The organism is Salinibacillus aidingensis, assembly GCF_039522525.1.
In the GTDB taxonomy this organism is placed as follows: Bacteria; Bacillota; Bacilli; order Bacillales; family Alkalibacillaceae; genus Salinibacillus; species Salinibacillus aidingensis.
This window is the reverse complement of sequence record NZ_BAAADO010000004.1, coordinates 20,917-42,298: the sequence shown is the minus strand read 5'-3', so window position 1 is coordinate 42,298 and position 21,382 is coordinate 20,917. Positions and strand designations below refer to the sequence as shown.

Annotated in this window: 18 protein-coding genes and 1 riboswitch; of the genes, 3 read left to right on the top strand and 15 right to left on the bottom strand. The window is 42.8% G+C overall.

Annotated features, from left to right (window positions below; translation table 11 throughout):
* Positions 1 to 186: 186 nt before the first annotated feature.
* The 3 genes from ABD006_RS10115 to ABD006_RS10105 all read right to left on the bottom strand — a co-directional run bounded on the left by ABD006_RS10115 (position 187) and on the right by ABD006_RS10105 (position 4,386).
* Complete coding sequence (locus tag ABD006_RS10115; protein WP_343840440.1) at positions 187 to 2,220, bottom strand: iron ABC transporter permease; 2,034 nt, start codon at positions 2,218 to 2,220, stop codon at positions 187 to 189.
* Between the two features lie 5 nt (positions 2,221 to 2,225).
* A complete protein-coding gene (locus ABD006_RS10110; protein WP_343840437.1) occupies positions 2,226 to 3,236 on the bottom strand; it encodes an ABC transporter substrate-binding protein in 1,011 nt (336 codons plus the stop codon).
* A 322-nt stretch (positions 3,237 to 3,558) separates the two neighbouring features.
* Positions 3,559 to 4,386 carry a patatin-like phospholipase family protein gene (locus ABD006_RS10105; RefSeq protein WP_343840434.1) on the bottom strand — a complete coding sequence of 276 codons (828 nt, stop codon included), beginning with the start codon at positions 4,384 to 4,386 and terminating at the stop codon, positions 3,559 to 3,561.
* Positions 4,387 to 4,750: 364 nt separating this feature from the next.
* On the opposite strand from ABD006_RS10105, the gene ABD006_RS10100 reads away from it, so the two are divergent.
* Both ABD006_RS10100 and ABD006_RS10095 read left to right on the top strand, forming a co-directional pair.
* Positions 4,751 to 5,131, top strand: a complete 381-nt coding sequence (locus ABD006_RS10100) for a hypothetical protein (protein ID WP_343840431.1) — start codon at positions 4,751 to 4,753, stop codon at positions 5,129 to 5,131.
* Between the two features lie 208 nt (positions 5,132 to 5,339).
* The gene (locus tag ABD006_RS10095) at positions 5,340 to 6,539 is read left to right on the top strand and encodes a DUF819 family protein (RefSeq protein WP_343840428.1); all 1,200 of its coding nucleotides are present in this window, start codon (positions 5,340 to 5,342) and stop codon (positions 6,537 to 6,539) included.
* Positions 6,540 to 6,852: 313 nt separating this feature from the next.
* On the opposite strand, the gene ABD006_RS10090 is transcribed toward ABD006_RS10095, so the two are convergent.
* From ABD006_RS10090 to ABD006_RS10045, 10 genes are all read right to left on the bottom strand, one after another.
* Complete coding sequence (locus tag ABD006_RS10090; RefSeq protein ID WP_343840426.1) at positions 6,853 to 7,704, bottom strand: alpha/beta hydrolase; 852 nt, start codon at positions 7,702 to 7,704, stop codon at positions 6,853 to 6,855.
* Positions 7,705 to 7,879: 175 nt separating this feature from the next.
* Entirely contained in the window at positions 7,880 to 8,428 is a 549-nt protein-coding gene (locus ABD006_RS10085; protein WP_343840424.1) for a cysteine hydrolase family protein, read from the bottom strand.
* A gap of 137 nt (positions 8,429 to 8,565) precedes the next feature.
* A complete protein-coding gene (locus tag ABD006_RS10080) occupies positions 8,566 to 8,865 on the bottom strand; it encodes an HIT domain-containing protein (RefSeq protein WP_343841488.1) in 300 nt (99 codons plus the stop codon).
* Between the two features lie 521 nt (positions 8,866 to 9,386).
* On the bottom strand, positions 9,387 to 10,871 hold the full coding sequence (locus ABD006_RS10075; RefSeq protein ID WP_343840422.1) for a catalase: 1,485 nt from the start codon (positions 10,869 to 10,871) through the stop codon (positions 9,387 to 9,389).
* Positions 10,872 to 11,313: 442 nt separating this feature from the next.
* A complete protein-coding gene (gene dapA, locus ABD006_RS10070) occupies positions 11,314 to 12,210 on the bottom strand; it encodes a 4-hydroxy-tetrahydrodipicolinate synthase (protein WP_343840420.1) in 897 nt (298 codons plus the stop codon).
* 107 nt (positions 12,211 to 12,317) lie between these two features.
* Positions 12,318 to 12,497, bottom strand: a riboswitch (Lysine riboswitch).
* 153 nt (positions 12,498 to 12,650) lie between these two features.
* Positions 12,651 to 14,138, bottom strand: a complete 1,488-nt coding sequence (locus ABD006_RS10065) for an MDR family MFS transporter (RefSeq protein ID WP_343840417.1) — start codon at positions 14,136 to 14,138, stop codon at positions 12,651 to 12,653.
* Between the two features lie 244 nt (positions 14,139 to 14,382).
* A complete protein-coding gene (locus ABD006_RS10060; protein WP_343840414.1) occupies positions 14,383 to 15,123 on the bottom strand; it encodes a P-II family nitrogen regulator in 741 nt (246 codons plus the stop codon).
* Positions 15,107 to 15,847, bottom strand: coding sequence for a DUF1538 domain-containing protein (locus ABD006_RS10055; RefSeq protein WP_343840411.1), 741 nt, complete (start codon positions 15,845 to 15,847; stop codon positions 15,107 to 15,109). The genes ABD006_RS10060 and ABD006_RS10055 overlap by 17 nt, the downstream gene beginning before the upstream one ends.
* Positions 15,844 to 16,536 carry a DUF1538 domain-containing protein gene (locus ABD006_RS10050; protein ID WP_343840409.1) on the bottom strand — a complete coding sequence of 231 codons (693 nt, stop codon included), beginning with the start codon at positions 16,534 to 16,536 and terminating at the stop codon, positions 15,844 to 15,846. The genes ABD006_RS10055 and ABD006_RS10050 overlap by 4 nt, the downstream gene beginning before the upstream one ends.
* Positions 16,537 to 17,415: 879 nt before the next feature.
* The gene (locus ABD006_RS10045; RefSeq protein ID WP_343840406.1) at positions 17,416 to 18,675 is read right to left on the bottom strand and encodes a molybdopterin molybdotransferase MoeA; all 1,260 of its coding nucleotides are present in this window, start codon (positions 18,673 to 18,675) and stop codon (positions 17,416 to 17,418) included.
* Positions 18,676 to 18,887: 212 nt separating this feature from the next.
* Here ABD006_RS10045 and ABD006_RS10040 point away from each other — a divergent pair, with 212 nt between their 5' ends.
* Positions 18,888 to 19,400 carry a MogA/MoaB family molybdenum cofactor biosynthesis protein gene (locus ABD006_RS10040; RefSeq protein ID WP_343840403.1) on the top strand — a complete coding sequence of 171 codons (513 nt, stop codon included), beginning with the start codon at positions 18,888 to 18,890 and terminating at the stop codon, positions 19,398 to 19,400.
* Between the two features lie 6 nt (positions 19,401 to 19,406).
* Here ABD006_RS10040 and ABD006_RS10035 read toward each other — a convergent pair whose 3' ends face one another.
* Both ABD006_RS10035 and ABD006_RS10030 read right to left on the bottom strand, forming a co-directional pair.
* The gene (locus ABD006_RS10035) at positions 19,407 to 19,934 is read right to left on the bottom strand and encodes a hypothetical protein (protein ID WP_343840401.1); all 528 of its coding nucleotides are present in this window, start codon (positions 19,932 to 19,934) and stop codon (positions 19,407 to 19,409) included.
* 87 nt (positions 19,935 to 20,021) lie between these two features.
* A complete protein-coding gene (locus ABD006_RS10030; RefSeq protein WP_343840399.1) occupies positions 20,022 to 21,377 on the bottom strand; it encodes an acetyl-CoA carboxylase biotin carboxylase subunit in 1,356 nt (451 codons plus the stop codon).
* Positions 21,378 to 21,382 lie beyond the last annotated feature (5 nt).

Sequence of the window (21,382 nt, the reverse complement as noted above, 5' to 3'; positions counted from 1 at the left end):
CCTTCTTTGCCTTCTTGACCATCTGCCTTACCTTCAAGTTATCACCTCTCTCGTATATATGAGCATGGAAAGCCTCAAAAAGTTCATTTTTATAGAGAATTTACCACGAAAAAAGCAGAAACCCCTGAAGAGTTTCTGCTTCCTTATCATCAATGACTGGAATGACAGGGAAGAACAATCCCCCGGTTACCGCCGTACTTTATTCGTCCGCTTCATGAGCCATAAAAAGTACGGTGCACCAATTAGAGCCACGAGCACTCCGGATGGGATTTCCTTTGGCACGAGCAAGGTGCGGCTTAATATATCAGCAATCGTCAGGAAAATCGCCCCTGTCATCGCCGTTAAAGGCAACAACTGCTTATTCTTGGGTCCAATTAAAATGCGGGACAGATGGGGTGCAATCAACCCGACAAATCCAATGGTTCCGACCGTTGCTACACTGCCCGCTGCTAAAATCGTTGCCAGCATCGCCATGAAAAAGCGTGTGGATTTGACTTTTAAGCCCAGGCCTGAAGCAGCCTCATCCCCTAAAGACAGGACATCCAGCTTTTTCATGTGTAAGAATAACAGCGGAAGAGTGATGAGAACAGGAATGATCAAATATTGAACAAGCTCTGTCCACCCCTTAGCATACGTACTTCCTGACAGCCAGGTTAAAGCAGCCGCAACCCCCATATCTGCTTCCACAACTAAAATCTGAATAATCGAGGAACCAAATGCCGATACCCCAATTCCAAGTAAGGCCACAACGGATGGCTGAAAATTGGATTTCAGTGAAAAGAACATAATCAGCAGGAAGGCAAGAATCGCACCGATAAATGCTCCGATTGGAATAAAGAACGCCGGTAAACTTAAGACATAGAGAACGATCAGGGCACCAACCCCTGCCCCTGACGTAATCCCGATGACGGATGGATCAGCCAGCGGATTTCTCAGAATGCCCTGCAAAACCAGACCTGCAATGGCAAGGCCGGCGCCACTGACCGCGGCAACGAGTATTCTTGGCAGACGCAAGTCAAAAATTAAATTACGCATAAATTCATTGCTGTTTCCGGTAATCGCATCTATGGTAACCCCTATCTCCACTCCGTAATTCCCGGTCGAAATGCCGATAAAAATCGCCAGCATGAGAACCAGTATTAACGATGGAAACAACCACTTAGGAGAAAAGGGCAGCTGTACACGACCGGCTGAAATGGCCCCTTTTTCACCTGAGCCTGTCCGGAAATTCCGGACAACAAGAATGATTAACCACGGCGCCCCAATTAATGCGGTCACCGCACCAACCGGAAGCTCAGAGAAGGAATCATCCATAATACGGGCCAGCACGTCTGCACCGATTAATACGTTGGCTCCCCACAAAAAAGCAGCCGGAAGCAGTAGCCCGTGATGACGATATCCGATTAACTTGACTAGATGAGGGGCGATAAGACCGACAAAACCAATCGGACCTACAACACTGACCGTTACAGCCGTTAAAAAGACCGCATTCAGTAAAGCAAATAATTTCACCTGATTCACATTTTGGCCAAGAGAAGTGGACACTTCCTCACCAAGTCTCAAAATATCAAGCTTTTGGGACATAAATAACAGGATAATAAAACTGATGATGACCAATGGCAGGGCAAACTGAACCCCGGACCAGTTATTTTGCACAAGCGAGCCCGATCCCCATAAAAACAGTCCACTGGTTTCATATTCATAAAAGATTTGAATCACGGACGTAAAGGAGGAGAACATGATACTGACGACCATGCCCGCTAACACCATTTTTACAGGCGTTGCGGTTGAACCGGCACCTGACAGAGCATAGACTAAAAAGGCGGTAATCAGACCACCGAGCATCGCCACAAACAGGCCGTTTGCCCCTAAAGCTGACGGGAAAAAGACCGTGGCAAACACAACAGCGAAGTACGTTCCGGAATGAATCCCCAACGTACTGGCTGAAGCGAGCGGGTTCTTTGTAACCGTCTGCAGAATGACACCTGAGACAGCCAGTGCTCCCCCGGCTAAAATGCCGATCACAACACGAGGCATACGTAAATAGCGGACCGTATGGTGTTCGATCAGATCCTTTGGGGCAAAAATCGATTCAAGCACGGTTGAAACGGGAATATGTACATTCCCCTGGTTTATATGTATAAAAATCAATAAAAACAAAAGGGCGGCTCCCCCTCCAAAGGTGAGAACCGCTTTTATCCACTTATTTGTACCCTTCATCTACATCACTTCTTTTCCAGCATCACATTCGTAATCTGCTTAGCAAAGGTTTCAGCTGATAAAGGACCTCCAAATGTCCACGTATCCCCTGGCAGCTGATAGAGGCGGTCATTTTTCACAAAGTCAAGATTTTCCCAAGCGGGATTTCCGCTTAATTGATTTTCAAATACATTATCATCTTCCTGAACAATGTAGAAGAAATGAGCATTCTGGAAGTTTTGGAGCGCCTCTACGTCTGTCTGTTTATACCCGTACAGCTCCCAGTCGCTTCCGTCATAAGCATTTTGCAGCCCCATTTTTCCCATAATTTGTGTCGCCATTCCATTTTCGGTAAAGAGACGAATGGTTGGAGTGTTTTGACCGCTATAGGCTTGTGTTAAAACAAATGGTGTATCCTCGTACCCATTTTCAGCGAGCTTCTGTTCGGATTCTTTAAAGGTATCCTCCATGCTGGTCAGCACCTCTTCGGCCTTATCCTCTTTGCCCATCACCTTAGCAATCTTATTGAACGTATCCTGCATTTCCTGATATTGATCCCCTTGCCCCTCTTCAGGGTAAGGGTTGAATGCAAGTGTTGTTGCAATCGATTCCAAGTCCTCCATAATCGCGTCATGACGATAGCTGGCGGTAATGATCAAGTCCGGATTCAAACGCGAAATCGCTTCAAGATTCGGCTCCTGGCGTGTTCCAACATCCTTAACCTCATCTGACAATTCAGGTTCAATGTTTACCCAGTCATGGTAGCCTTCAATATCAGCCATTCCCACAGGCTGCTTACCTAAGGCCAGTAAATCCTCTGCATAAACCCATTCAAGCACAACCACTCGCTCAGGATTTTTCTCAACGGTTTTCTCACCGTAAACATCTTTAATCTTAACCGTTGCCTCTTCCTTTGCTGATTCAGACTCTTCTTTATTCTGATCGGAATTTGCATGATCCTCTGTATCTTCCGTATTTCCGCATGCCGCCAAGAGTACAAGCAGACCTGTCAGCAGTAATATAACGAGCTTTTTCATCTCATTCTCCTCCTCAGTTATGTATTTTCCGTCTGTATTTCCGTTCTCTTCAAATACGAATGAATAAATTCGATGGCATTCATGTATGAATATTCAAACTAATTGAAAAAGATTATCAATTAGCCTTTCAATGACAATGATAATTTTATTCCAAATGAAAGTCAACCTGACATCCCGGATTTTTTGTCAATTTTGAAACATTTTCACGATATTCATCATGAAAACCATCAGATCCCTGCTTGCGAAATACCTACTGCAGGGCCCTGAGGAAGAGCTAAAACTTATCAGAAAAAATTCTATCATCGTGGCCAAAAAGGATGATTCATGACAATACAGCCATAATATCGTTCTTCCGTTCTTTGGTATAAGCGTACCCTTTTTCAACGCACTCCGCGATTCGCTTAAAGTCAAACAGACCTGTATCCCCCAGATCAGGTTTTAAACACAGCTCTGCCTTTTTATGATCCTCCTTCATCTGTGCCTCTAACAGAATATTCATCGACTGACTTAAGATCGTTGACAGATCATCAAACGTTTCCTTCTGTGAATAAGACGAGACAGGATCAACCGCCAGCACCTTCTCTGCGCCTAACCCTTGAACGATATCCACCGGACAGTTTTTCAGCATACCCCCATCGATGAAAATATAGTCTTTCCATCGGACCGGCTGATACATCACGGGAATGGAAGCGCTCGCCCGTACAGCTTCGTCTATCGGCATGTCCAGAATGGTTTCATAGTCCCTTACCTTCTGTGAGCTTATGGCCATCGTTTTCTGGGTTCTGAGATCCGTCACTGATACGGCACAGGGAATCTGACAGGCAGAAAAATCATCGTTTCCAGTCATTTGGTGAACCAGCCTTTGCAATTTCTCCCCCTTCACCCCTCCATCCAGATTTCGGCGGAAGAAAAGAAAACGTCGGCCAATCCCTTTCCAGTCCACATCAATATGGGACTTACTCAGCTTTTGGAGCTGATCAGCAATTTGATCCGGTGTATATCCATAGGCATACAGAGCAGCTACAATCCCGCCTGCACTTGTTCCGGCAATATGACTGATCTCGATATCCATTTCCTCCAGTGCTTTGATAACGCCGACGCAGGCAAATTTCGGGACAGCCCCGCCGGACAAAGCAACGCCAATTTGCATGACTCTCCCTCTCTTTCAGCCAGTAGCATGAACGTATTCATGAGCTATTTTCCGTACCTATCGGTCATCTGATACGCTTTGTCACCCAACTCCCCGTCAAACGTACTACGGAGAATTTTACACCCTATCTACAATATAACCATAATCATCATTGAATGAAATAGGAAGCAATGCAAAATTATAAAAATGAAACACATCCTAACACTGCATGTTCCATAAAGGGAAACTTCCATCAGTGGGGGTTTTCTCCATTCCATCCCCCTTAGTCTTGTTGAGGTACCCTCAGAACTTGAAGTAGGGGTATTATCGCCAGTTAATACGTGATAAAAAGTGAGAAAGCTAAGCTAAAAAGGGAGGCATGTTTATGAATGAAATGCTGAATCGTTTGTGGAAACAGGTCAGACAGAAAACAGGTAAATGGGCGGAAACGATAAAGGTGACGCTGCAAAAGGTCGAGGGAACCGAGCACATTACCATTCGGGATTTAGCAGTCATGATTCTCCATCATCCTGAAACAGTCAGGAAGCCGAACGAATATTTAAACCTGACCTTCAATGATTGCTATTTAAAGCTGAATGATTTCGATATTTATTTAGAGACGAAAGGAAAAAAGCACGAGCAAATCCTTACGTGCCGCATCAGCCAGAGAGGTGAGACGCTTACCCACTATCAGTCCTTTCGTGCTAAAGATGACATAATAGCTCTGCCATCTGAGATGAGCTTTTCCCTGCCTCCTCATTCCTGACATTCCATTTCAGTGCATACAAAACCCGGCTTTTTTTAAGTCGGGGTTCTCTTATTTTTACCTTCTTCCCTCCCTTTGATTGGCACTGGAGATAAATTCCTTTGCATAATTAAAAACATATATGCTAAAATTTAACCTTCTGCATTATAAAAGTGATTTATTTCACAATTCAAAAAAACAATATTTTTCATCTAGAGGAGTGAACATCATGAATAACGGAGAACCATTGATACAGGAACCCATGGCGGTTTTTGCTTATCTCATTGCCATTGTGGGTTTGATGTTTATGCTATCAACGGTAAAGAAAAAGAGCGTCCAAAAGTTTTTTAAATATGCACCACCCGTCATTTGGATGTATTTTTTACCGATGCTTTCCACAACATTCGGAATCATCCCGCAAAGCTCAGGTCTTTATGACTTCTTAGGCACTTATATTCTTCCTGCAGGTTTATTGCTGCTGATGATTAGTACGAATGTTCCTGCTACTTTTAAACTCGGCGGAAAAGCCGTCCTGGTCTTCTTAGCCGGAACCTTGGGGGTTGTCATCGGCGGACCGATCGCGATTGGCTTGTTCCAGGGAATTTTACCAGAGGATGCCTGGAGAGGTGTTGGTGCACTAGCGGGAAGCTGGATTGGCGGATCAGCCAACATGGGAGCCATGCTTGAAGCCTTCAGTACGCCAGACGATATTTTAAGCCCGATTATTTTAACCGATACACTGGTTGGAATCAGCTGGATGGGGGTTATGATTGCTCTTGCCAACTTCCAGGATCGGTTTAATAAATGGAATAAAGCGGATAACTCCACCATTAAGCAGGTGAACGAAGAGATTGCAACGGATGTTGAAAAGAATGCAAAGCCCCTTCAGCTCCCGCAATTGTTTGGAATTATGGCAGTTGGTTTTGCCGGATCATACCTGATTCGCGTACTGGCTAAGTGGGACTTTATTCCAAAAAGCGATATTATGAATGTTTCCACCTGGACCTTTATCATTATTACAGCTGTTGGTATCGCCCTATCCTTTACAAAGGTTCGTCGTCTTGAATACTACGGAGCAAGTAAAGTGGGGTATCTCGGAATCTTTCTTTTCCTAACAAGTATGGGAGCCCAGGCCAATTTGGCTGATATTAAAGAGTCTCCCGAATTTATTCTAATGGGAATTGTGTGGCTGTCTATTCACATCATTACCATTTTCACAGCTGCACGACTGTTAAAAGCACCTTTATTCTTCGTAGCTGTCGGATCACAGGGAAATATCGGCGGAACAAGCTCCGCGCCCATTGTAGCGTCTGTATTCCAGCCTGCACTTGCCCCTGTCGGACTGTTAATGGGAATCCTCGGTAATGTGGTCGGAACCTACGCGGCACTGTTAACCGGTAAACTGGCGCAAATGGTCATTGGTGGATAAATCCCAGATACTTCAGGAGTAAAACTATATAAAATGTATGGAAAATGAGCATTGAGTTGCATAGCAATTTGATGCTCATTTTTCTTTAACTAAAGCTGCCTTTCTATTGCGAAGTGATCACCTTACAAACGATTAAAACTTTATTTACAGATTAACGGGTTCAGTTTTGGGAGAGAAAAATGCTAATAACAATAGAAACAGCATATAAATTAGCATACAATCCAAACCATATTTAACAGTTTAATAACAAACTAAAACGTGATATTTGATTTTCTTCTTCAATTAAAGCACCCGATAGTTGAAGAATAAAATCCTAAGTCTCCTTTTGTTGTCTCCACATTAACAATTCTTTAGCAACTACGTTAGGGTTGTCCCAGTGAATGTTGTGCTTCGTATTTTTTATACCTACAATCTTTACATCCTTAATACTTTTTTGTATTTTTTGTATTCCCTTATTTCTGGAGGAGTCTGTCTCCGGAATCGTTGCATAAAACAATAATACAGGACACTCAATGCTCCCAAATGTAGTTGAACAAGGCTCCTTAAAAAAAGCTTTTATTGATGCTAAAATGCTAAAACTATCAGCCTTTAACACGTATTTCCCGCTGACCTGTTTAAAGTTGGAGTGTATGATGGAATCCAGACTTTTGCCCCATTCCTTTGTCGTGTAATCCTGATAAGTTTTTACTACTTCATTCCAAGAGTTATACCTACTTGATTTTATATACTCCTCCCATCCCAAAAGAGCCTTTTCTTCTGTCATTCCATCCACATGCTCAGGAAATACATATCCTCCATCAATTAGAACAACTCCTTTTACCTTATCTGGAAACTTCTTTGCATAGCTTAGTGCAAGGTCTGCTCCCCAAGAATGTCCCATTATATAAAAAGGTTTATTAACAATGCGGTTTAATACTTTATCAATCCTCTTTACGACCGAAGAAAACCTATAATCTTCCTCCTTTTTGAATGGTTCTGTTTTCCCATGACCGGGACTATCTAAAAGAATGAGATGAAAGTCTTTAGAAAGAAAATTAATAAGACCCAAAAAGCTATTTAAGTCACCTGTCATCCCATGAAGACAAACAAGAATTGGGAGGTTTCGGTTACCCAAATGATACCCATTAAAAGTATGATTATTTTCTGTTATTTTAAATTCAACCAAGTTAATTCCCCGCCTTTTCTAATAATCTCTGTTTTCTCAAATATCATTGACAATAACCCTTCTTCAACATAACTGCCCTTTAACACAATAGGAGCTGCCACCGACAACTTCTTATTCAATATTTGCACCCGTTTGTTTAAGTACAATAATTCACAAAACTATATTTTCCGACGTATCAATCTTCAACAGATTTGTTAAGTTTGTATTCCTCAACATATTCCTCAAATTCCAATACTTCTATAACATTGGACACATACAAAACGGAACCTACAAAGTCTCTAATATCTAATCCTTTCATTTCATATGTCTCAGCAGTATTAACCGTTGCAGTTGCGTCTTCTAAAAAGGTCACTTTGTAACCTCTATCAAAAGCAGTAATTGCTGTAAACAAACAACAATACTCTGTGTTAAAACCTGTGATAAATAGATGTGTAACCCCAAGGTCTTTTAATATATCTTCTAAATCGGTGTTATGAAATGAATTTGGTGTCTGTTTCTCAATAATATGGTCAGCATATTTTTTAATTGAATTATGTAGTTCAGACCCAGCAGAGCCTTTATAAAGTGGGCTGTTTTCTGTATCATCTAGATGTCTCATAAAAAGTACAGGTTCTTTATTTTCTCTAAAATCCTCAATTACTTTTTCTATCCTTGATATTTCTTCTTGAAAGTTCCCCTTATTAACTAATCCATTTTGAACATCGATAACGAGTAATGCCTTCATAAATTCACCGCCTATTTAGTATTAATTAAAAGTAAAATTTCTGTGAAGGTTAGTTGATTACTTCCTGTTCTACTAAAGTTAGCAATAGGTAAGCGTTTGAAGTTATCTCCGGCTTTTCCCCTGCTCCGTACCGAACGTCAATGGAGATGTTTCGAATCCTGATATTCCCCTATATTTGTAATAACTCTACAAGCCCCATTTTCTTCGGTAACCATAGTTGCAACCTGTTTAATCACTCCTAATAGTTCTAACAATAGTTCATTATCACTATCTTCCAATGTAATCAATGAAGATATATGTTTTTTAGGAATTGCCACAATATGTACTGGGTAAGAAGGACGAGTATGATAATATGCTAATACATTAGTCGTCTCCACTACTGTATCTACTTGCGTTTTACCACTTAAAACTTCATCACAATAAAAATCGGCAGTCATAAATATTCCCCTTTTAATATTTTTTCTCTTAACTACTATTACTTTTCTCTTTTTCAATAATCCTGCTTCTTTAGCCGGAATAGATGAATAACCATATTTACCTTATTTTACCATATGTGAGTTGATTATCATAAGACGCTCTTCATTAACTTTATAAATTGTATTACAAAAGCCTTACCTTTGTAGGCTGTATTTTCATAAAAAAAGCAGTTCAATCAGGGGTACAAATTACAATTGTGTACTCCAAAATTGAACTACTTCCTATGAAATCTCTGTTCTCTATGCCTTCTTTGACTGGAAACTGGAATTCCATAAAGGGAAACTTCCATCAGTGGGGGTTTTCTCTATCCCCCACTGATGGTTAGTTGAACTTATCAGGAATTTACTGGCCGTTTATCCCCCACTTATTCTTTTTGGTTTACCCTCAAGACTTGAAGTGGGGGTATTACGGCCAGTTCATGCGTGATAAATAATACGAAAAACTATCCAAGGTAAACCTTGGATAGTTTTCATCAAAATCATTATTCTTTGCTGGCTGCTGCCTCAACTTCACTTAGGGAAACACCAAGTGCGTTGGCAACACCTTCACCGTACTTAGGATCTGCTTTGTAGCAGTTGTTGATATGACGTAATTGAATTTCTTTTGTTGTACCGTCCATCGCACGAGCGGTGTTTTCGAACAGGCGCTGCTGCTCTTCTGCACTCATCAGACGGAAGAGTTTACCTGGCTGTTCATAGTATAAGTCATCGTCTTCACGGAAGTTGTGGTAATCCGCTGGCCCATCAATATTAAGTGCCGGCTCCTGATGCTCTTTGCTGTCTTCCCACTCACCATAGCTGTTAGGGCTGTAGGATACAGAGCCTTCAGAAGTGTTAAACACACGTCCTGCGCCATCGCGATGATATGGATGGAAGTTTTTCGCATTCTTCGGATAGTTAACAGGAATTTGCCAATGGTTTACACCCAGACGATAACGCTGCGTATCTCCGTATGAGAACAGACGGCCCTGCAGCATTTTATCTGGTGAGAAGCCAATACCAGGCACAATATTTGTAGGTGCAAAGGCAGCTTGTTCTACATCTGCAAAGTAGTTTTCAGGGTTACGGTTTAATTCTACCTCTCCTACTTCAATAAGAGGGAAGTCTTCCTTATACCAAACTTTTGTTAAGTCAAATGGATTATAGTGTACTTTTTGTGCTTCCTCTTCAGTCATGACCTGGATGTACAGGGTCCATTTTGGATAGTCGCCATTTTCGATCGCATTAAAGAGATCTCGTTGATGACTTTCACGGTCTTTACCAATGAGCTCTTCAGCTTCCTGATCCGTCAGGTTTTTAATACCCTGCTGTGTTTTGAAGTGGAATTTCACCCATACACGCTCGTTTTCAGCATTAATCATGCTGTATGTATGGCTTCCGAACATATGCATGTTACGGTAGCTGGCCGGAATACCACGGTCACTCATAACAACGGTAACCTGGTGCAATGCTTCTGGAAGTGAACTCCAGAAATCCCAGTTTGCCTGTGGGTTTTTCATGTTTGTTTTAGGATCACGCTTAACCACGTGGTTTAAGTCAGGGAATCTCTTAGGATCTCTCATAAAGAAAACAGGTGTATTGTTTCCAACAAGGTCCCAGTTTCCTTCTTCTGTATAGAACTTAATAGCCGTTCCACGAATGTCACGCTCAGCATCAGCTGCACCACGCTCACCTGCAACCGTGGAGAAACGGACAAACATGTCGGTTTTTTTGCCAACTTCTGAGAAAAGATCGGCTTTTGTATATTTTGTAATATCATTTGTTACAGTGAAGGTACCAAAAGCTCCGGATCCTTTTGCGTGCATACGACGCTCAGGAATAACCTCTCTGTCAAAATGCGCCATTTTTTCAAGGAACCAGTAGTCTTCCATTAATAATGGACCACGCTTACCAGCTGTTTTGGAGTTGTCATCGTTTGGTACTGGAGCTCCAAAGGCTGTTGTCATTTTTTTCTTCTTATCACTCATGAAATACCCTCCTACAGATTTGATTATAAATAACTATCATTCTACTATTATCTAACCTTATTAAACCTGACATCTTAAATAATAGTAAAAAACAAGATTGGATGTAAAGAAAAATGCATCCTGATGTTCTCACATGTAACCTTCTAAGTGAGAACGGCAGGCAATTAAGGAAATCGTCCATCCATCCTTATATGAGTGTATTCACTCCTTTCATCCTATGAATATAAGATGTTTGCTTGCCTACTAATTATTATAATGAATAATAAATAAAAATCAATATTTATTTATAGTAATTTTAAATAATGAATCAAATTTCCCTTTTAGTTCAGTGTAACAAAATAAATCGATTGCGTGTAATTCTTTGTTTTATGTTTTTCAATGATCGTTTTTAGAGCCAAAAAAAAGAGAATAGGACTGTGCCTATTCTCTCGATCACTCTTTATTAACCTGCTGCTTCATCTGAACCAACCTGATGATTAGCCAATACCTTATAAAGGGAAGCCCGTTCCGTATCATTTAATGGGACAAGCGGTAAACGGACGCTTCCTACGGGTACACCGATGCAGTTTAAAGCCTCTTTCACCGGTGAAGGACTTGGTGCAGCAAACATCTCTTTCATGAGCGGCAGAATATGACGATGGATAGCCGCTGCATGGGCTGTATCTCCATTTTTATAATGGTTAATCATCTGCTGCATTTCATTGCCAATCACATGGGAAGAAACGGACACAATCCCCGTTCCCCCCACAGACATGTGAGGCAGAGTCTGACTGTCCTCACCGCTGTATACAGTGAAATCATCAGGTGTCTCCGTAATAATCTGAGACACACGATCCAGATCCCCACTTGCTTCTTTAATAGAAGAAATATTAGAGATCCTTGCCAGACGGCTGATCGTTTCAACCTCCATATTTACAACGCTTCGTCCAGGAATGTTGTAAAGCATGATAGGAAGATTGGTCTGTTCCGCAATCGCACGGAAATGCTGATACATTCCTTCCTGGGAAGGCTTGTTGTAATAAGGGGTAACAAGCAATGCCCCATCGACTCCAAGAGCTTCTGCCTCTTTCGTTAAATCGATGGAAGCCTGAGTGTTATTTGAACCTGTTCCTGCAATGACGGGTACTCTTCCGTCCACAGCATCTACAACAAACTGAAATAATCTAAGCTTTTCATCATGAGATAAAGTTGGCGATTCACCGGTTGTCCCGGCAACGACTAAACCGTCAGAACCATTTGCAATTAAATAATGAACTAATCCTCTCGCGGCCTCCAAATCAAGCTCACCATTCTGATCAAATGGTGTGACCATTGCTGTTAGCACTTGACCGAAATTCATAGCTTCACACCCTTTTCATAAATTTTTTTAGGTGTGGAGGACCAAAATAAAAAGCAACAACGAGAGAGCCCGCTGTTGCTTATAGAACATATCTTTTACGTTCTAAAGCATTAGATAGCCCTCCATATAGTCTCCTATATGACAGTCCTGAATTTTATTCAAAAACAGAACCAGCTTCAGGAGAATGAGGCTCCATCCACTTCGGCAGCTCCCCCTTTTCCCATGCTTCTTCAGAGCTCATTCCCCTCCACATGAGTACTAATGGTTACTGCACCTCTATCCTTACTTCAAATATATTGAAAATAAGAATGTATACCTTTGATTACGTATAATTTACCAGAAATAATTAAAATAAACAAGAGAATTTCCCATTTTTTTAAGAAATTTTCCGAATCTCTTAAAATTCCTCGAATATATACCGATATCAGGCTTTCAGTACTCTAATTTACCGTCTGAGCAGATGCTGAAGTGGCTGCTTGCTGATCTTGTTTTTCCTTTGCTGCCTTATTTTCCAAAAAGAATGACAGAAGCATACCGCCAAAGGATAGTGCTGTGGCCACTATAAAGGCAATATTGTAACCGTTGATGGAAGCCTGTTCAGCGATTTGCTGCTGCGCTTCTGCCTGTGTTAATCCCTGAAGGCTTTCCATATTTGGCTCGTAATTTTTCGCAGATGTTGTCATAACTGTCATTAGAATCGCTGTACCGATGGAAGCAGACACCTGCTGCATGGTGTTAGCCATTGCTGATCCGTGAGCATTCCACTCCTGTGGCAGCTGATTCAACCCACTGGTCATCACTGGCATCATCGCCATGGATAACCCAAACATCCGAATGGCATAAATGGTGGCCAGAAATACGAAAGACGTTTCCATAGATAGATTGGTAAAGACTAAAGTTGTCACTCCCACAATCGTCAGTCCGGTTACGGCTAATTTTCTCGCTCCAATTTTATCAAAGAGAGACCCTACAATCGGAGACATAATCCCCATCACAATGGCTCCTGGCAGCAGCATTAAACCAGACTCAAGCGGACTGAATCCGCGGGTATTCTGCATATATAATGGCAGCATGGTTTCTGCCCCAATCATGGACATCATCACAACCATCGTAATGATTAACGCAATGGTAAATCGGCTGAATTTAAACACCCTGAACTCCAGCATGGGCGTTTTCATTTTCAACTGACGCCAGATAAACAAACCGATAATCACTGCCCCTCCAATAATACTTGTCAGTACGGTCTGATCTGTCCAGCCATCCTCACCGGCACTGCTGAAGCCAAATAACAGACCGCCAAATCCGAATGAGGATAAAAGAATCGATAAAACATCAATTTTAGGATAAGTCAATTTCGTTACATTCTGCACATAAAAGTAAGCAATCACCAGTGCTAAAACAGCGATTGGCAAGACGACGTAAAACAGCGACCGCCATGAGAAATGGGCCAGCAACCAGCCTGATAAAGTTGGCCCAATAGCTGGCGCAAAGGCAATGACGAGTCCTGCCGTCCCCATCGCTGCCCCTCTTTTATCTGCAGGAAAGATGGTAAGTACAACCGTCATCATCAGAGGAAGCATCACACCAGACCCCATAGCCTGTATGACACGTGCCGTCAGCAATAGGGGAAACGTATGTGAAATCGAAGCGACAAACGTCCCTAATGTAAAGATACTGATAGCTGTTAAAAAGATTTTTCTTGTGCTGAAGCGTTCAATTAAAAACGCAGAAATGGGAATCATCACCCCATTGGTCAATAAAAAGGCTGTCGTTAACCACTGCACTTTATTTTCCGTAATCCCAAAGTCGTTCATGATCTTTGGCAATGCAGTTGCAAGCAAGGTTTCATTAAGTAAAGCAAAGAAGGCACCAATGAGCATAACGGTAATCATCGGTCCTTTTTTTATTTTCTGCTGCTGTTCCGTCATTACCTTTCCCTCCTTAGCATATATATCCCTGTATTTCCACTTCCATTAAAAAATTTTGTGAGATTCGCGTCCAAAGTCTTTTAAAACATTGAACAAACCATCCAGTCAAAAAGTATGACTGAAGAGTCACGATATGTATATTACCGACTGTAAACTGGATTGTCAACAGAAAAATTTCCCGATTACACTAGGACCTAAAAAAAGCTGAGCCCTGTTTTCAGGACTCAGCAATCTCAAGGTTTGATTATCTTTTCACTTCACGGAATTCTTCATTAACCATGCGATTTAAAATGTGGTTAATTCCCACCGTACGCTCCACTTCCATCACAAAGGCGATTCCTTTGCCCGGTTGATTCAGCTTTCCTTCTACTTCAATGGCCTCCAGTACATCCTGGGTTTTATCCCTGCTGATTAAGGTTAAAACAACCTCTTTTTCCGGTTCAATTAAAATATTAAACAGCTTTGCCTTCTCATGAATGCCTGTGCCCCGACCATTAATGATTGTACCGCCTTCCGCTCCGGCTGATTTGGATGCTTCGACAACCTCATCGGAGTCTCCTTTGTTTACAATAGTGACGATTAAATCATAGAGCACCTTTTGATCTTCGGACATATCCCTTACCCCCTCTTCCTCTGAGGCTCCCTTCTCTGCCTCAAAGCCAAGCATATGGCAAACACCTGCAACATTTTTCGTATCGATAACAAAGCCAATTCCCTGTTTTGGCTGATTTAAGTTCACAGATTCTGTAATTGCCGTTAAAACGCTTTCATATATATCATCTGGAACGAGGGTTAAAATAATCGCTCTCTCCCGCTCCACAGGTATCCCTAAAACGCGTCTTTTCTCATTCATTTTAATGCCATTCCCCAGAAGCGTTGTCCCGCCCTGGGCTCCGGCATTTTTCGCTGCCTGAACGATTCTTTTGGCTCTATCCTTCTTCACGATGGTGACGATTACCTTTTGACCCTTATTCAAGATCGCCATCCTGCCTCTTCTCCTTTCTACCAAATAAAATCCCCAATGTTAATACAGATAGAATCGGAGCGAGTGCAACTAATGCGACCATTCCGAAACCATCAAGAAGGGGATCCCGCCCTTCTGTAACAGAGGCAATACCTACAAACATTGCTAAAATAAAGGTAGCTGTCATCGGACCGGTGGCTACACCGCCCGAATCAAAAGCAATTAATGTAAAGGCTTTTGAAGAGTAGTTTATCATGATTAACGCTATTATATAACCTGGAAGAATAAAATACCATAGGGAAATTCCATAAATAATTCGAAGCATGGATAAAGCCACAGCTAACCCTACGCCAATCGAGAGTGTATACAATAACAGCTTTTGCGGAATATATCCGGCTGAAACCTTTTCCACCTGCCGATTCAGGACTGCAACAGCAGGCTCAGCATATACTGCGAAAAACCCTAGAATAAATCCTACGATCACGAGCACCCATTCGTGTGGGAAGGTGCCCAGTTTTTCCCCCATAATTTCACCAATCGGAAGAAAACCGATGTGGACCCCCTGTAGAAAGAAGGCCAGGCCAAAATAGGAAAGTAAAAAGCCTACCCCGATATCTATGAGTCTGCGTAACGGTAATTTCAAAAAGAAAAAATGAAAGAATAAAAATAAGATGAGCAGTGGTGAAAGGGCCATGGTGACATCACGAAGCACATCACCAAACCCGTGAAAGATGTGTATGTTCATCCGTAGATAACCCCCAATATCAAGACAGACAGAATAGGACCTATGGAAGCAAGGCCAACCAGTCCGAATCCATCTCTGGAGGCTGATTTCCCTCGCAGGACCGAGGCTACCCCTAACCCTAAGGAAAGGATGAAGGGAACCGTTAACGGACCTGTGGTAACTCCCCCTGAGTCAAAGGAGATGGGTACGAAAATCGGGGGTGTAAAAGCAGCCAGTAAAAACACAAGTCCATAACCAATCGTAAGCAGGTAAACGATTTTAATAGAGAAAATGATTCTAAGCATCGCCAGGGCGACAAATATCCCTACACCTAAGGCTACAGACATAATTAAAATGCTTTGAGGGATTTCTCCATTCGACACCTGATCAATCTGGGTCGCTAACACCCGGACATCAGGCTCGGCAACTGTAACAACCACTCCCAGCACGAAGGCAAAAAAGAGAATCAACCACAGACTTCTCGTTTTGGATAAAGCCGAACCAATCATCTCCCCCACAGGCTGCAAACCTACATTAACTCCTAATAAAAACAAAATAAGTCCAATGCTGACCATCACCGCTCCAACAAGAAACTGGATAAACGTTTCCATGGGAAGCCAGATAATCGTAAACTGCAGGGCTGTTACCACTAATGTGATGGGCAGTACAGAATAAATCACTTCCATAATGGTTTCTTTAATATTCTCCATATAAAACCTTCCTTCACGTTTGTAGATAAAGTGAAACTTCCATCAGTGGGGGGGTTTCTCTATCCCCCACTGATGGTTCGTTGAACTTATCAGGGATTTACTGGCCGTTTATCCCCCACTTAGTCCTGTTGGGGTACCCTCCAGACTTGAAGTGGGGGTATTACGGCCAGTTAATACGTGATAAATACAGAAAACGGTCTATGTACCCGGACAAGACCTATACGGATATGAAAAAATGATAGCTTTCTTAAATGAATGGAAAAATCATAGCGGGCCTTAACATACTTATGAAGTGTATATAAAGTGAAATTTCCATCAGTGGGGGTTATCTCCATCCCCCATGATGGTTAGCTGAACTTATCAGGAATTTACTGTCCGTTTTTCCCCCACTTTAGTCTTGTTGGGTTACCCTCAAAACTGAAGTGGGGTATTACGGACTTCATGCGTGATAAAAAATGGGAAAGTAAGGGTGTTCATCAAAATTGAGGAAGACCCAAAGAGGAAAAATCACTGTTACTATTATATTAACAGATTTGACGGAAAATTCGCTATTTAAGTGCTCAGAAGCTTTCGTACAGAACAAAAGCGGAAGCGTCCGTTTGCCTAAACGGTCGCCTCCGCTTTTCTTTGTCCAGCTACGGCTCCTAGGTCAAGGCGGATATAAGCCAAAGCCAATACGTGGCGAAAACCATGCCACTCCATGTCTTCGTCTTATCCCGCATGACCTGAGCAGTCGCCTCCGCTTTTCGTTGTCCAGCTGCGGCTCCCAGGCCCAAGCGGATATAAGCAGAATCCCCTCCATGGCCAAAGTACGGCCACTCCGGAGATTCTGCTTATGCCGTCTGGCCTGAACGGTCGCCTCCGCTTTTCTTTACATTTTTATACTGGAATTACATCTACTTGATCGCCGGCTTTTAACCCTGTTTTGGTTGGAGGGATGACGATCAGGGCATTCGTATCCTTCATGGACAGAAGCGCACTGGACATGTCGAGGCCGACCGGATGCGCCCAGAGCTGACCGTCCTTTTCATCAAAATAGCCTCTTACAAAGCGGGGGAAGGCATTGAGCTTCGTATAATCCTGCTCCAAAAAGGCCGTTTTCTTTACGTGACCTGCTTCTCTTCCGCTTAAACGTTCGATCGCCGGTTTTACAAAGAGTTCAAATCCTACATAACAGGCTCCCGGATTGCCGGAGAGTCCGAACATAAGCTTATCCTTAAAGACTCCGGCTGTTGTCACACTTCCCGGTCTCATTTGAACCTTGTTAAACAGGGTTTTTCCTTCCCAATTCAAGAAAATATCGGTCATAATATCGTAATCCCCGACGGACACACCGCCTGTAGTCACAATCACGTCTATTTCAGGATCCTCTAATAGGGACTGAATTTTCGCCTTTGCCGGGCCTACTTCATCAGGAAACTTACCAATTAGTACAGGCTCTCCGCCATTGGCCTGAATTTGTCCGGCGAGCATGTACGTATTGCTGTTCCGGATCTTCCCCGGCTCTAGAGGCTCATCAACCTCCAGGAGCTCTGTACCGGTCGATAGTACCGCAATTTTTGGCTTTTTGTAAACGGGAACCTGTACATAGCCTAAGGAGGATAATACCGCCATTGCCCCGGGGTTTATCGTCGTCCCTTCTCGTAAAAGAACCTCTCCTTCTGACGTTTCTTCACCAATGGATGTAATATTTTTTACCGATGGAATCGGCTTGGTGAATTTTACATAGGTTCCGTCATCCCGCTCCTCCTGCTCTGTCGCTTCCAGCATAATCACACTGTCCGACTCATCCGGAGCCATCGCACCTGTCATAATTCTTGCGGTCTGGCCGCTTTCGAGCTTTTTACCCGGCACTTCCCCGCAAGGAATATCATCTACCAGCTTTAAATAGACCGGTCGTTCCTTCGAGGCGTCCTTTAAGTCTTGAGAAATGACTGCATAGCCATCGTAGCCTGAACGACGGAAATGGGGGATCGGATGAGGAGCCTTCACATCCTCAGAAAGTGTGGATCCCAGTGCCTGATCCAACGGGAGTTGTTCATGTTTCGCTTTTGGTATGTAAGAAAGAATCGATTCAAGGGCATCCTCTACTTTCACTGCCTTGCGTCGAAATCTTGAAAATTGCTCATTATCGCTCATCAAACTCTCCCTTTCTATCTGCAGATTCTAGAATTTTACTTCAGCACTATCCCTTTGTTTCATTATACGTCTTCCTAAACCAGTTTATCATTCTCCATGCTTTTAAAGAACAGCCTTGTATAAAAAAGCGGAACTTCCATCAGTGGGGGTATTACGGCCAGTTCATGCGTGATAAACTGTGTATACAAAATGAAAATGAGGAGGAATACGAAATGGGCGTACACGATCACCGCAAGTCATCCCCTGAGAATGTCCAATGTGCGATTATTACAGTTTCAGATACGAGAACAGAAGAAACGGACAATAGTGGGAAACTCATAAAAGATTTACTTGAGGAAAATCAGCATAAATGGGTGGATTATCAGATTTTAAAGGATGACTACTCCTCCATCCAGGACACAATCCGGGACTTAGCCAGACGCGAGGATGTCCACACCCTTCTGCTAAATGGAGGAACAGGCATCTCAGCCCGTGATACAACCTATGAAGCCGTTCGGGATCTACTGGACAAGGAAATGCCAGGCTTTGGAGAGCTTTTCCGCATGCTGAGCTATCAGAAGGACATTGGCTCCGCGGCCATTTTAAGCCGAGCGATTGGGGGAATCTATCAGAACACAGCCGTCTTCTCCATGCCAGGTTCATCAGGTGCAGTGAAGCTGGCGATGAAGGACCTGATTCTGCCGGAAATCACTCATGTTCGGCATGAAATCGAAAAACAGTTATAGGAATGCCTAAGCCTTTTTCTTCCTATCCTTAATCAGCAGCTGATAAGGATAAATAACGAGCGCATAGCCCATATAGGTTAAAAACAAATAGGCTGAGTTAAAATTTACAAATTTGTATACATTATATCTTTGAAGCAGCGGATTTACCAGAAAGGACACCCCGATGCTCAGGGCGGCATTTACGGTCACATAACGCCAGAACTTCCCAAAAGTCAAATGGAAAGTCCATAATGTGCCGGCGAAAAAAGGGCCGAACACAAAGGTTAAATCATTAGCCAGACGCTTAAAAATACTGCCACTTACCATCCAGAACTTATATCGAAATGAGAGCGAGCACATGATTAAAACAAGGCCGGACGTAAATAAAGAGACAGGAAAATATTTATGAAGGGCCTTTGCTGGATAAAACAACAATGAAACAAAAGAAATCACCAGCAGCCCTATACGAATCATCCATGAAAGCATATGCAGATGGTACTCCTTTTTTCGCTTACGTTTTCCTGAAGATTCCTGTTTTATTCTTTTAATTTCCATACTATAAAAAAGCATCTGACCTGGATCAGGACCTCCAGATCAGATGCTGACGTTATAACCGTAAGTGTCACATCAAATCTTCAAATTTTATGATTTCGCATGCTCTCCCTGCAAATATTTTTCGACAAAATCTGTGGTTGTTTTCCCTTCCTGAAAAGCTGGGTGCTGAATCACTTTCCTTAGCATCGGAATGTTCGTTTTAATTCCTTCTACTTTATAGTTCTCCAGTACATCTCCTAATCTTTCAATGCCTTCATTTCGATCCTGCCCTGTTACAATTAATTTTGCAATCATCGGATCATAAAAAGGAGTAACCTTGGACTCAGAATGGACGGCTAATTCATGACGGATATGTTCCCCTTCCGGATAGTCCAGTTGGGTGATTTGCCCTGGGGAAGGGAAAAAGGTCTTTGGATCCTCCGCATAAATTCTAACCTCGATCGCATGCCCTTCCCTTTTTATCTCGGACTGCTCAAGCCTTAGAGCCTCGCCACTGGCAATCCTTATTTGCTCCTCCACCAGATCAATGCCTGTAATCTCTTCTGTGACCGGATGCTCCACCTGAAGACGTGTATTCATCTCCAGGAAATAAAAATTCTTATCCTCATCGACTAAAAACTCAATCGTACCGGCATTACAATATCCAATAGATTTTGCCGCCTTGACAGCCGCCATTCCCATCCTTTCTCTCGTCGCTTCATCGAGAAATGGAGAAGGCGCCTCCTCGACAACCTTTTGATGCCGTCGCTGAATGGAGCATTCCCGTTCCCATAAATAAACGGTTTCTCCTGCCTGATCAGCTAAAACCTGAATCTCTATATGACGGGGGTTCGGAATCGATTTTTCCACATACATTGCCCCGTCTCCAAAGAAGGTCTGCGCACGCTTCTGATTTCCCTCGAACGCTTTTTTCACTTCTTCGTCATTATGGGCAAGCTGCATACCAATTCCGCCACCACCTGAAGAAGCCTTTAACATAACAGGGTAGCCAATTTCACTCGCCACACGGGCAGCCTCATCCCCATCCTCGAGCGGGTATTGAATCCCGGGTACGACGGGAACACCTGCCTCTTTCATCGTTTTTCTCGCCTCAATTTTACTTCCCATCCTGGCAATCACATCAGGGGATGGGCCAATAAAAACAATCCCCTCCTCCTGACACCGTTTAGCAAAATCCGGATTTTCGGACATCAATCCATAGCCGGGATGTACCGCCTCGGCGCCGCTTTCATGAATCATTTCAAAAATCCGGTCCATATTTAAGTAGCTTTCCTGGACCTGATTGCCCCCAGCCAGATACGACTCATCCGCCATTTTCACATGTGGACTGTCTGCATCTGCCTCGGAATAAATGGCGACGGTTTGGATTCCCATTCTTTTACACGTTCGAATGACTCTGGCTGCAATTTCTCCACGATTAGCGATTAAAATTTTCGTAAACAAACCGG

Bases quoted from the DNA above. Each gene is read 5' to 3' on its own strand.
- ABD006_RS10115 (WP_343840440.1), bottom strand. From the start codon at position 2,220: ATGAAGGGTACAAATAAGTGGATAAAAGCGGTTCTCACCTTTGGAGGG.
- ABD006_RS10110 (WP_343840437.1), bottom strand. From the start codon at position 3,236: ATGAAAAAGCTCGTTATATTACTGCTGACAGGTCTGCTTGTACTCTTG.
- ABD006_RS10105 (WP_343840434.1), bottom strand. From the start codon at position 4,386: ATGCAAATTGGCGTTGCTTTGTCCGGCGGGGCTGTCCCGAAATTTGCC.
- ABD006_RS10100 (WP_343840431.1), top strand. From the start codon at position 4,751: ATGAATGAAATGCTGAATCGTTTGTGGAAACAGGTCAGACAGAAAACA.
- ABD006_RS10095 (WP_343840428.1), top strand. From the start codon at position 5,340: ATGAATAACGGAGAACCATTGATACAGGAACCCATGGCGGTTTTTGCT.
- ABD006_RS10085 (WP_343840424.1), bottom strand. From the start codon at position 8,428: ATGAAGGCATTACTCGTTATCGATGTTCAAAATGGATTAGTTAATAAG.
- ABD006_RS10080 (WP_343841488.1), bottom strand. From the start codon at position 8,865: ATGACTGCCGATTTTTATTGTGATGAAGTTTTAAGTGGTAAAACGCAA.
- ABD006_RS10075 (WP_343840422.1), bottom strand. From the start codon at position 10,871: ATGAGTGATAAGAAGAAAAAAATGACAACAGCCTTTGGAGCTCCAGTA.
- dapA (WP_343840420.1), bottom strand. From the start codon at position 12,210: ATGAATTTCGGTCAAGTGCTAACAGCAATGGTCACACCATTTGATCAG.
- ABD006_RS10065 (WP_343840417.1), bottom strand. From the start codon at position 14,138: ATGACGGAACAGCAGCAGAAAATAAAAAAAGGACCGATGATTACCGTT.
- ABD006_RS10060 (WP_343840414.1), bottom strand. From the start codon at position 15,123: ATGGCGATCTTGAATAAGGGTCAAAAGGTAATCGTCACCATCGTGAAG.
- ABD006_RS10055 (WP_343840411.1), bottom strand. From the start codon at position 15,847: ATGAACATACACATCTTTCACGGGTTTGGTGATGTGCTTCGTGATGTC.
- ABD006_RS10050 (WP_343840409.1), bottom strand. From the start codon at position 16,536: ATGGAGAATATTAAAGAAACCATTATGGAAGTGATTTATTCTGTACTG.
- ABD006_RS10045 (WP_343840406.1), bottom strand. From the start codon at position 18,675: ATGAGCGATAATGAGCAATTTTCAAGATTTCGACGCAAGGCAGTGAAA.
- ABD006_RS10040 (WP_343840403.1), top strand. From the start codon at position 18,888: ATGGGCGTACACGATCACCGCAAGTCATCCCCTGAGAATGTCCAATGT.
- ABD006_RS10035 (WP_343840401.1), bottom strand. From the start codon at position 19,934: ATGGAAATTAAAAGAATAAAACAGGAATCTTCAGGAAAACGTAAGCGA.